The sequence below is a fragment of the Niveispirillum sp. KHB5.9 genome (genome assembly GCF_048066115.1).
Lineage (GTDB): Bacteria > Pseudomonadota > Alphaproteobacteria > Azospirillales > Azospirillaceae > Niveispirillum.
This window is the reverse complement of record NZ_JBLTYX010000019.1, coordinates 102,379-112,275: the sequence shown is the minus strand read 5'-3', so window position 1 is coordinate 112,275 and position 9,897 is coordinate 102,379. Positions and strand designations below refer to the sequence as shown.

Below are 9,897 nucleotides of genomic sequence, written 5' to 3'. Positions count from 1 at the left end.
TCGATGAGCAATCCCCCCGACCAGGCAACCGCCCTGCGCGCCGCCCTTGTCGCCGTCCGCGACATGAAGGGGCGGCTGCGTGCGCGGGAGCGGGAACCGATCGCCATTGTCGGCATCGGCTGCCGCTTTCCCGGCGGGGGCGACGGGCCGGACGGATATTGGCGCATGCTGTGCGACGGGGTGGATGGGGTCGCCCCCATTCCGCCCGACCGGTTCGACATGGACGCCGTCTATGACCCCGACCCGTCGGTGCCGGGCAAATCCTATTGCCGGCAGGCGGCCCTGCTGGCGGAGGTGCGCGGTTTCGATGCCGGCTTTTTCAACATCTCCCCGCGCGAGGCGGTGACGATGGACCCACAGCAGCGCCTGCTGCTGGAGGTGGCCTGGGAAGCCCTGGAACATGCCGGCATCGCCGCCGACCGTCTGGCCGGCAGCCGCACGGGCCTGTTCATCGGCACCATGAACCAGGATTACGACCGGCTGGTGCGGGCCAGCGCCGATCCGGCCGACCTGGATGCCTATGTAGGCACCGGCACGGGCACCAGCTTCCTGGCCGGACGGCTGTCCTATGTGCTGGGCGTGACGGGGCCGGCCATGGCCGTGGACACGGCCTGTTCCTCCTCCGCGCTCGCCGTGCATCTGGCCTGCCAGAGCCTGCGGAACGGGGAATGCGACCTGGCCTTGGCGGGAGCGGCTAACCTGATCCTAGTGCCGGACACGTTCGTCACCATGGCAAGGCTGAAGGCCCTGGCCGCCGACGGCCGCTGCAAGACCTTCGACGCGTCGGCCGATGGTTACGGTCGGGGCGAGGGGGCGGGGATGGTGGCGCTGAAGCGCCTGTCCGACGCGCGGGCGGCAGGGGACAGCATCATCGCCGTCATTGCCGGATCGGCCGTCAACCATGGCGGGGCCGCCGCCGGCCTGACCGTACCCAGCGGGTCGGCCCAGCAGGCGGTGATCCGTGCCGCCCTTGCCCAGGCGGAGATGGAACCGCATGCCGTCACCTATGTGGAGGCACATGGCACGGGCACCAGCCTGGGAGACCCGATCGAGATCGCGGCACTGGCCGCTGTGCAGCAGGGACGGACCACGCCGCTGCATGTCGGCACGGTGAAGACCAATATCGGCCATCTGGAGGCGGCGGCCGGCATCGCCGCCACCATCAAGGTGGCCCTGATGATCCGCCACGGCCGCATCCCGCCGCATTTGCATTTCATCCGGCCCAACCCGGCCCTGGACCTGGGTGCGGTACCGGCCGAGGTGCCCGTACGCCTGACCGATTGGCAGGGGCCGCGCGTGGCCGGGGTCAGTGCCTTCGGCATGAGCGGGACCAATGTGCATCTGGTGATCCGCGCCGATGACGCGCTGGCGCCGGTGGTGGAGGCTGCGGCGGGGCCGCAGCTTCTGGCCCTGTCGGCGCGCGATGATGCGGCCCTGTCGGCCCTGTGCGGCCACATGGCGGCGGCCTTGTCGGCCCCCGATGCGCCGGCCCTGGCCGATGCCGCCTGGACGTTGGCCACGGGCCGGGCAAGGCTGGAAAAGCGGCTGGCCGTGGTTGCCGATGACATGGCCGATGCCGTCACCCGCCTGACCGTGGGTGACGGACAGCACGGCACGGCGGCAGCCGGCGGGCGGACACGTGTGGCTTTCCTGTTCAGCGGCCAGGGCACGCAATATGCCGGCATGGCGGCCGGGCTTTATCGGGAAGAGCCGCTGTTCCGCGCGACGGTCGATCGCTGCCTGGCTGCCATGGCGGACCTGCCGGATCTGGCCGATATGTGGTTGGGCGGCGGGGATGATCCGCGACTGAACGACACGGCATATGCTCAGCCGGCCTTGTTCGCCTTGCAGGCAGGGTTGGTGGCGCTGTGGCGCGGGCTGGGGGTGGAACCCGATCTGGTGCTGGGCCACAGCGTGGGGGAATTCGCCGCCGCCTGGGCGGCGGGCGTGCTGGGGCTGGAGGATGCGGCGCGGCTGGTGGTGGCGCGCGGGCGGTTGATGCAGGCATTGCCGCGCGACGGCGCCATGATCGCCGTGTTCGCCCCGGCGGCCGATCTTGCCGGCCTTACCGGCGACCGGGTGGGCATCGCCGGGCTGAATGGGGCGGCGGAAACGGTGCTGTCCGGTGATGCGGCGGCCCTGGACGCGATTGCCGCCGGCCTGTCGGCACGCGGCATCCGCTGCAAGAAGCTGGCGGTCAGCCATGCCTTCCATTCCCCGCTGATGGACCCGGCGGTGGTGCCGTTCGCGGCCTTGGCCGGCACTGTCGCCGCCGGGGCGCCGTCGCTGCCCTGGGTTTCCACCCTGACGGGATTGCCGGTGACGGTGGTCCCCGATGGGGCCTATTGGGGCCGGCAGATCCGTGAACCGGTGGCTTTCGCCCCGGCGCTGGGCGCCCTGGCTGGCCGGCGTATCGGCTGCGTGATCGAGATCGGGCCCGGCCCGGCGCTGGTGGCCCTGGCGCGGCGGGAACTGCCGGATGCCGCCATCACCTGGCTGTCCAGCCTGCGGCCCGGCGGGCAGGATCGCCGCCGGTTCCTGGAATGCGTGGCCGGTGCCTGGAGTGCCGGGGTGGCCGTGCGGTTGGAAGCATTGCACGTGGCGGGTGGACGCCGTCCGGTGCCGCTGCCGACATACCCGTTCCAGCGGGTGCGCCATTGGATCACCGAGCCGCTGGCCGCTCTGCCGCCCTTGCTGGGAGTGGCGTGGGAACCGATCGAGCCGCCGGCCGGTATGATGCCCGCCGGAAGCTGGCTGGTGGTACCAGACCGGGGCGGTGTCGCCGCTGCGCTGGCCGCCGCCGGTCTGGAGATGGAATGCGTCACGCCGGGGGAACTGGCGGGGCGGCGGATGGTGGACATTGCCGGGGTGCTGCATCTGTCGGCCCTGGACCTGCCCCCCCGGGCAGGGACGGGGGACCTGCGCCCGGTGCTGGAGGGTGCCCTGGCCCTGGCCACTGTCGACGTACCCGCGCTGTGGGTGACCCGAGGTGCGCAAGGGGTGGTGACCAGCCCGGCCGGCGCCACGCTCTGGGGCCTGGGCCGCACGGCGGCACTGGAACGGGCCGAAGCCGCCCCCGTGCTGCTGGACCTGTCGGACGATGCGGATGCGGCGGCGGTGATCCGCGACCTCCTACCCCGGCTGGGTGTCTGCCGGGCGGCGGGGGAACGGCAATGGGCCTGGCGTGGCGGGTGGCGCGCGGCGCGGCTGCTGCCGGTGGCGGCGGCTTCGGCCACACCGGTTACGCTGCGGCCCGACCGATCCTATCTGGTGACCGGGGCCACGCGCGGGCTGGGCCTGGCCGTGGCCCGCGATCTGGCACGGCTTGGGGCGAAGCACCTGCTGCTGCTGGGCCGGTCGGACCCGGATGCGGGATTGCTGGATGAACTGGCGCGGGGCGGCGTGGTGGCAATGCCCGTGCGGGCCGACATCACCGATGCGGATGCGGTCGGGCAGGCGATCGCTGCCACGGGTGCGCCGCCGCTGGCGGGTATCGTGCATGCGGCGGGGCTGCTGCGCGATGGGGTGCTGTCGGGCCTGGACTGGGACGCGTTCGCCACCGTGCTGGCGCCCAAGCTGGATGGTCTGGCCAGCCTGCTGGCCCTGGCCGATGGGGTGGAGTTGGATTTCCTCACCCTGTTCTCGTCTGCCGCCGGCACGCTGGGGTCGGCGGGCCAGGGCAATTATGCCGCCGCCAATGCCTGGCTGGATGCGGCGGCATCCGCCCTGTCCGCCGATGGCCGCAAGGTGGCCAGCATCGCCTGGGGCCCCTGGCGCGGCCTGGGCATGGCGGCCGATGCGGACGGTGCCGCCTGGGCAAGGCGGGGCGTGCGGATGCTGGACCCGGCGGCGGGGTTGGCCGCCTTCGTCGCCCTGGCCGGGTGGCCGGGGCCGGTTGCCGTGCTGCCTTTCGACTGGCAGGCCTGGCGCGCCTTCGACGATACCGCCCTGCTGGACCGGCTGGCCCCGCGCGCGGTGGCTGTGCCGGCGACGGGCGACCTTGCCGCCCTGCTGGACCAGGCCCCGCCCGGCGACCGGCTGCGGCTGGCGGAGCGGGAGATCGGGCGGGTGGTGCGGTCGGTGCTGCGCCTGGGCGGGGAGATGGCGGTCGATCCCGACCAGCCGTTCAGCATGTTTGGAATGGATAGCCTGATGGCCCTTGAATTGCGCGCGGAGCTGGTCCGCCGGACCGGCCGGCCGCTGCCGGCGACCCTGACCTATGACCATCCCACGCTGGCGGCCCTGGCTCGCCTGATCGCCGGCGATCTGCCATCCCCGGCCGTGGTGGTGAAGGAACCCGCATCCAGCACCCTGCGCGAGAAGGTGGCATCGATGGACGAGGCGGCCCTGGCCGATTATGTGCAGCGCAAACTGGCCGCCCGCCGGGGGAGCACGCGATGAGGGACGAGACGCTGGACCCGACCCGCGAATTGCTGCTGCTGCTGGAAGAAGCCGAAGCCAGGATCGCCGACCTGGAGGGGGCGCGCCATGCCCCCATCGCCGTCATCGGCATGGGCTGCCGTTTCCCCGGTGCCGCCGATATCGCCGCCTTCTGGGACCTGCTGGTCCAGGGCCGTTCGGCGGTGGGGCGGGTACCGGCCGACCGCTGGGATGCGGATGCCTGGTACGATCCCGATCCCGATGCGGTGGGCAGGATCTACACCCGCGACGGTGGCTTCCTGGAACAGGTCGACCGGTTCGATGCCGGCTTCTTCGGCATCTCCCCGCGCGAGGCGGAAAGCCTGGACCCGCAGCACCGCCTGTTCCTGGAGGTGGCGGCGGAGGCGCTGGAGGATGCGGGACTGCCGCTGGACCGGCTGGCGGGCAGCAGCACCGGCGTCTATCTGGGTATCGGCAGCGGCGATTACCTGCGCGTGCTGGGTGACCTGACGCGGCGCGAGCCCTATTACGGGCCGGGCAATGCCTATAGTGCGGCGGCGGGGCGCCTGTCCTATCTGCTGGGCCTGCAGGGGCCATGCATGGCGGTGGACACGGCCTGTTCATCGTCGCTGGTGGCCGTGCATCTGGCCATCCAAGCGCTGCGGGCGGGGGAATGCGATGCGGCCCTGGCCGGTGGGGTCAACCTGATCCTGTCGCCGGAGACGACGCTGTATTTCTGCCGCATGGGGGCCCTGGCCCGCGATGGGCGCTGCAAGAGCTTCGACGCAGCCGCCGACGGTTATGTCCGGGGTGAGGGGTGCGGCGTGGTGGTGCTGAAGCGCCTGTCGGACGCGCTGGCGGCGGGCGACACTGTCCTGGCCGTGCTGCGCGGGTCGGCGGTGAACCAGGATGGCCGCAGCAATGGCCTGACCGTGCCCAATGGTCCGGCGCAGGAGGCGGTGATCGCCCGCGCCCTGGCCGATGCCGGGGTGGATGCGGCCGACATCTCCTATGTCGAGGCGCATGGCACGGGCACCAGCCTGGGCGACCCGATCGAGGTCAACGCCCTGGCCCGCGCCCTGCGTCCGGCGGAACTGCGGGGCGTGCCGCTGGTCCTGGGGGCGGTGAAGACCAATCTCGGCCATCTGGAAAGTGCGGCCGGCATGGCCGGGCTGATCAAGACCGTGCTGGCGCTGAAGCACCGCACCATTCCGCCCGTGCTGAACTTCACCCGGCCCAATCCGGAGATCGACTGGTCGGCCGCCGACCTGCGGGTGCCGACCAGTGCCCGGCCGTGGGATGCGGTGCGGCCCGTGGCCGGCGTCAGCGCCTTCGGCTTTGCCGGTACCAATGCCCATGTCGTGGTGGAGGCGGCACCCGGCGCGCCGGCGCTGCCGGTGGCGGATCAACCCCCGGCCCTGCTGCTGCCCCTGTCGGCGCGCGGCCCCGGCGCCCTGCGTGATCTGGCCGCTGCCTATCTGGACCGGCTGTCCGGCGGGGATGATGCCGCCGCCCTGTGCCGGGCCACGGCGCGGCGCCGGGCGCATCATCCGCACCGGCTGGCCCTGACCGCCGCCGATGCCGCCGGCCTGCGCGCCGCACTGGCCGGCTGGCTGGAGGGGGGGAGTGAAGGCGAGGGCTGGCAGGCGCTGGCCAGTGCCGGGGTGGCGTCGCGGCCGCGCGTGGTCTTCATCTTTCCCGGCCAGGGCGGGCAATGGACCGGCATGGCCAGGGACCTGATGGGTGATCCTGCCTTCGCTGGTGCGCTGGAGGCGGCCAGCGGGGCGCTGGCGCCGCATCTGGGCCTGTCCGTGGCCGGCCTGATCCGCGCGGGTGCGGCCTGGGATCGGATCGATCTGGTACAGCCCGCCTTGTTCGCCCTGCAGGTGGCGTTGGCCGCGCTGTGGCGGTCCCGGGGGATCGTGCCCGATACTGTCGTCGGCCATTCGATGGGGGAGGTGGCGGCGGCGCATGTCGCCGGCATCCTGTCGCTGGAGGATGGGGCCCGCATCATCGCCCTGCGCAGCCGGTTGCTGTCCGGCATCGCCGGCCAGGGCTCCATGCTGCTGACCGACTTGTCGCTGGAGGATGCGGAGGTACGGATCGCCCCGTTCCGGGGGACCCTGTCCGTGGCGGTGGCCAACAGCCGCCGGTCCATTGTGCTGGCCGGCGATGCCGATGACATCGACAGGCTGGCGGCACGGCTGGAGGCGGACGGCGTCTTCGCCCGCAAGGTGAGGGTGGATGTGGCCAGCCACAGCCCGCAGGTCGACCCGCTGCTGCCGGAACTGGCAATGCTGCTGCGCGACCTGTCGCCGCGCGACGGGCTGGTGACCATGCTGTCCACCGTCACCGGCCTGCCCGTGAAGGGCGGGGAGCTGGATGCGGATTACTGGTGCCGCAACCTGCGCCAGCCCGTGCTGTTCGGCGCGGTGGTGGAGGGGCTGGTGGCCCGGGGCACGGATGTCCTGGTCGAACTGGGGCCGCATCCGGTGCTGGTCCCGGCCATGACGGAGAATATCCAGGCCGCCGGCCGGCTGTCGCGCGCCGTCGCCTGCCTGCGCCGCGACGTGCCGGCGGCGGGACCGCTGGCCGAAGCGGCGGGGGCGCTTTACGCTGCCGGTGCCGCGCTGGACTGGGCCGCGCTGCTGCCCGGCCCCGTGCCGCCCATCGACCTGCCGCATTATCCCTGGCAGCGCCAGCGCTACTGGGCGGAACCGGTGGACGGTGCCCGCACCATCCTGCCGCCTCCGGCATCCGCCGGACAGACGGAGATCGGCGGTTATTACGACCAGGGTGCGGCCTATCATGAGGCGCGGCTGGCCCAAGGCGGGGTCGAAGCCTCGCAGGAGGTGCTGAGCGGTTACCTGACCTGGAGCCTGCTGCCCGTGCGCGTACCCGGCTTCTCCTGGCTGCGTACCGTGTTCCAGCCCGAACATGACCCGGCCCAGCAGAAGTTGCTGGTCGATGGCCAGCGGGAACTGCGCCGGCTGCTGTTCCGGGGCATCGAGATGGGCAGCCTGAAAAGCGCCTTCGATTTCGGCTGCGGCTATGGCAGCGATCTGATCGATCTGGCGGGTGCCAATCCCGGCCTGTCGGTGGAGGGCTATACCCTGTCTGCCCGCCAGGCGGAAATCGGCAATGGAAGGGCGGCCGGGCTGGGGCTGGGCGGGCGGGTAAGGCTGTACCAGCGCGACAGTGCCGCCACGCCGTTCCCCGGCACCTATGACCTGGTGTTCGGGTTCGAGGTATCGGGCCTGATCGCCGACAAGGCATCGCTGTTCACCAATATCCGCACCCATCTGGCGCCGGGCGGGCGGCTGATCCTGGCGGAAGTGCTGGCCACCGGGTCCTCGTCGGTCGACCTGCCGGAATTGTCCACCTATTCGGCCACCACGGCACAGTTCGCCGAACTGCTGGCCGGTGCGCGCATGCGGCTGCTGTCCTGCACCGATGTCAGCGGCCCCATCGCCAATTGCCTGTATGACGGCGATTTCGAGGACAACCTGGCCAGGGTGGCGGCCGATCCCGCCGTCGACCCGGCCCTGGTGCGCCATGTCGCCATGTATCCCAATGTGGGGCGGGCGCTGGATGCGGGGTTGATGATCTATGCCCTGATGTCGGCCGTCCATGATCCGCATGCGCCGGTGGCCGAACTGCTGGCCCATAACCGTGGGGCCCTGGACCGGCCCATCTCCTATCAGGACGCCCACGCCCTGCTGCCCGACGCCGCACCCGACCATGCGTCCTGGCTGTGGCGCATCGATTGGCGGTCGGCACCACTACCCCCAGTCGGGGCGACGGGCAGTCAATGGCTGCTGGTCGGCGGTGGAGAGGCGGAGCGGGCGGCCCTGGCATCGGCATTGACCACCTCCGGCGCCCGGGTGGAGACGGTTTCCGCTGTGCCGGAGACCGTGACCAGAGCATTCGCCGGCATCGTGCATCTGGGGGCGCTGGGCCTGCCCGGCCTGACGCCGGCGGAGGAACGGCGGCAGGGCGTTATCGGCGCCCTGCATCTGGTGCAGGGGCTGGCCCGTGCGGGCTCGCGCAACCCGCCCCGCCTGTGGCTGGCCACGGCCGGGGTGCAGCTTGACGGCGCGGTACCGGCGCAGGGGCCCGTCTGGGGCCTGGGCCGGACGGTGGCGCATGAGCATCCGGAACTACGGTGCAGCCTGGCCGACCTGCCCCCGGTGCCTGGTGCGGACGACTGGGCGGCCTTCGCCCGGCTGCTGCTGGCCGATCAGCCAGAGACGCAGGTGGTTGTGCGCGGTGGCGGCCTGTCGGTGGCGCGGCTGACGGGGGTTGCGGTGACGCCGGGCGAGCCGGCGGCGCTGCGCCGCGACGGCACCTATCTGGTCACCGGCGGCCTGGGCGGTCTGGGGCTGGCCGTCGCCGAACGGTTGGCCAGGGCCGGGGCCGGCTGCCTGGTCCTGACCGGAAGGCGTCCGCCGGGAGAGGTGCTGGCGACGGCACTGGACGCCATCGCCGCGACCGGCGTGGAACTGGATATAAGACAGGTCGATGTGGCCGACCGGGCGCGCATGCTGGCGCTGCTGGACGATATCGACCGGCCGGATCGCCCCCTGCGCGGTGTCATCCATGCGGCGGGAAGCCTGGATGACGGCATCCTGCTGCAACAGGATGCCGGGCGCTTCGAACGGTTGCTGGCCGCCAAGCAGGGCGGCGCCCTGATCCTGGATGAGGGCACGGCCGGCCGCTCGCTGGATTTCTTCGTGCTGTTCTCCGGCCTCGCCTCCTTCCTCGGCTCACCCGGACAGGGCAATTACGCGGCGGCCAATGCCGCCCTGGACGCCGTCGCCCGGTCGCGGCGGTCGCGCGGGCTGCCGGGCCTGTCGATCAACTGGTCGCCCTGGGGACAGATCGGGCTGGTCGCCGGGGCGGTGGACGGGCTGGCGCAGCGCGGGGTGGAAGCCCTACCGGCCGAACGCGGGCTGGACCTGCTGATGCGCTGCCTCGACCTGGATGTGGCGGAACTGGCGGTGATGTCCTTCGACCGCCGCCGATGGGCCCAGGCCTATCCGGCGCTGGCGGCATCTCCGCTGCTGTCCGACATCGCCCTGCCGGCCGCACCGGTGCGCGAGGTGGCGACCGACCTGCGCGGCGCGCTCCTGGCCGAACCCGTGGGCTGGGCCCGGCAGGGCAGGCTGGAGGCGCATCTGGCCGATGTGCTGGCCCGCGTGCTGCGCCTGTCGCCCGAGGCGGTGGAGCGCAACACGGCCTTGAAGGATTTGGGCTTCGACAGTTTGATGGCGCTGGAGACCCGCAACCGGCTGGAGGCGGATACCGGCCTGAAGCTGCCCGTCACCCTGGTCTGGAAACACCCGACCGTGGCCGATCTGGCCCTGCATTTGGCGGAACGCATGGAGGTGCCGCTGCTGGCCGGGGCCGGGCCCGCTGCATCGGACGATGATCTGGACAGCCTGGACGGCCTGCTGGACATGCTGGAGGGCCTGTCGGAGGACGAGGCCGGACAGCGCTACCGGGCGGAGGGCTGAG

At 72.0% G+C, this 9,897-nt stretch carries 2 protein-coding genes; both read left to right on the top strand.

The window, feature by feature from the left end; genetic code table 11:
• Positions 1 to 3: 3 nt before the first annotated feature.
• The gene (locus ACM9HJ_RS24525) at positions 4 to 4,401 is read left to right on the top strand and encodes a type I polyketide synthase (protein ID WP_416574414.1); all 4,398 of its coding nucleotides are present in this window, start codon (positions 4 to 6) and stop codon (positions 4,399 to 4,401) included.
• Positions 4,398 to 9,896 (top strand): type I polyketide synthase, encoded by a 5,499-nt coding sequence (locus tag ACM9HJ_RS24520; protein WP_416574413.1) that lies wholly within the window; start codon positions 4,398 to 4,400, stop codon positions 9,894 to 9,896. The genes ACM9HJ_RS24525 and ACM9HJ_RS24520 overlap by 4 nt, the downstream gene beginning before the upstream one ends.
• Position 9,897 lies beyond the last annotated feature (1 nt).

Excerpts from the sequence above, each read along its gene's own strand:
- ACM9HJ_RS24525 (WP_416574414.1), top strand. The coding sequence starts at position 4 with ATGAGCAATCCCCCCGACCAGGCAACCGCCCTGCGCGCCGCCCTTGTC.
- ACM9HJ_RS24520 (WP_416574413.1), top strand. The coding sequence starts at position 4,398 with ATGAGGGACGAGACGCTGGACCCGACCCGCGAATTGCTGCTGCTGCTG.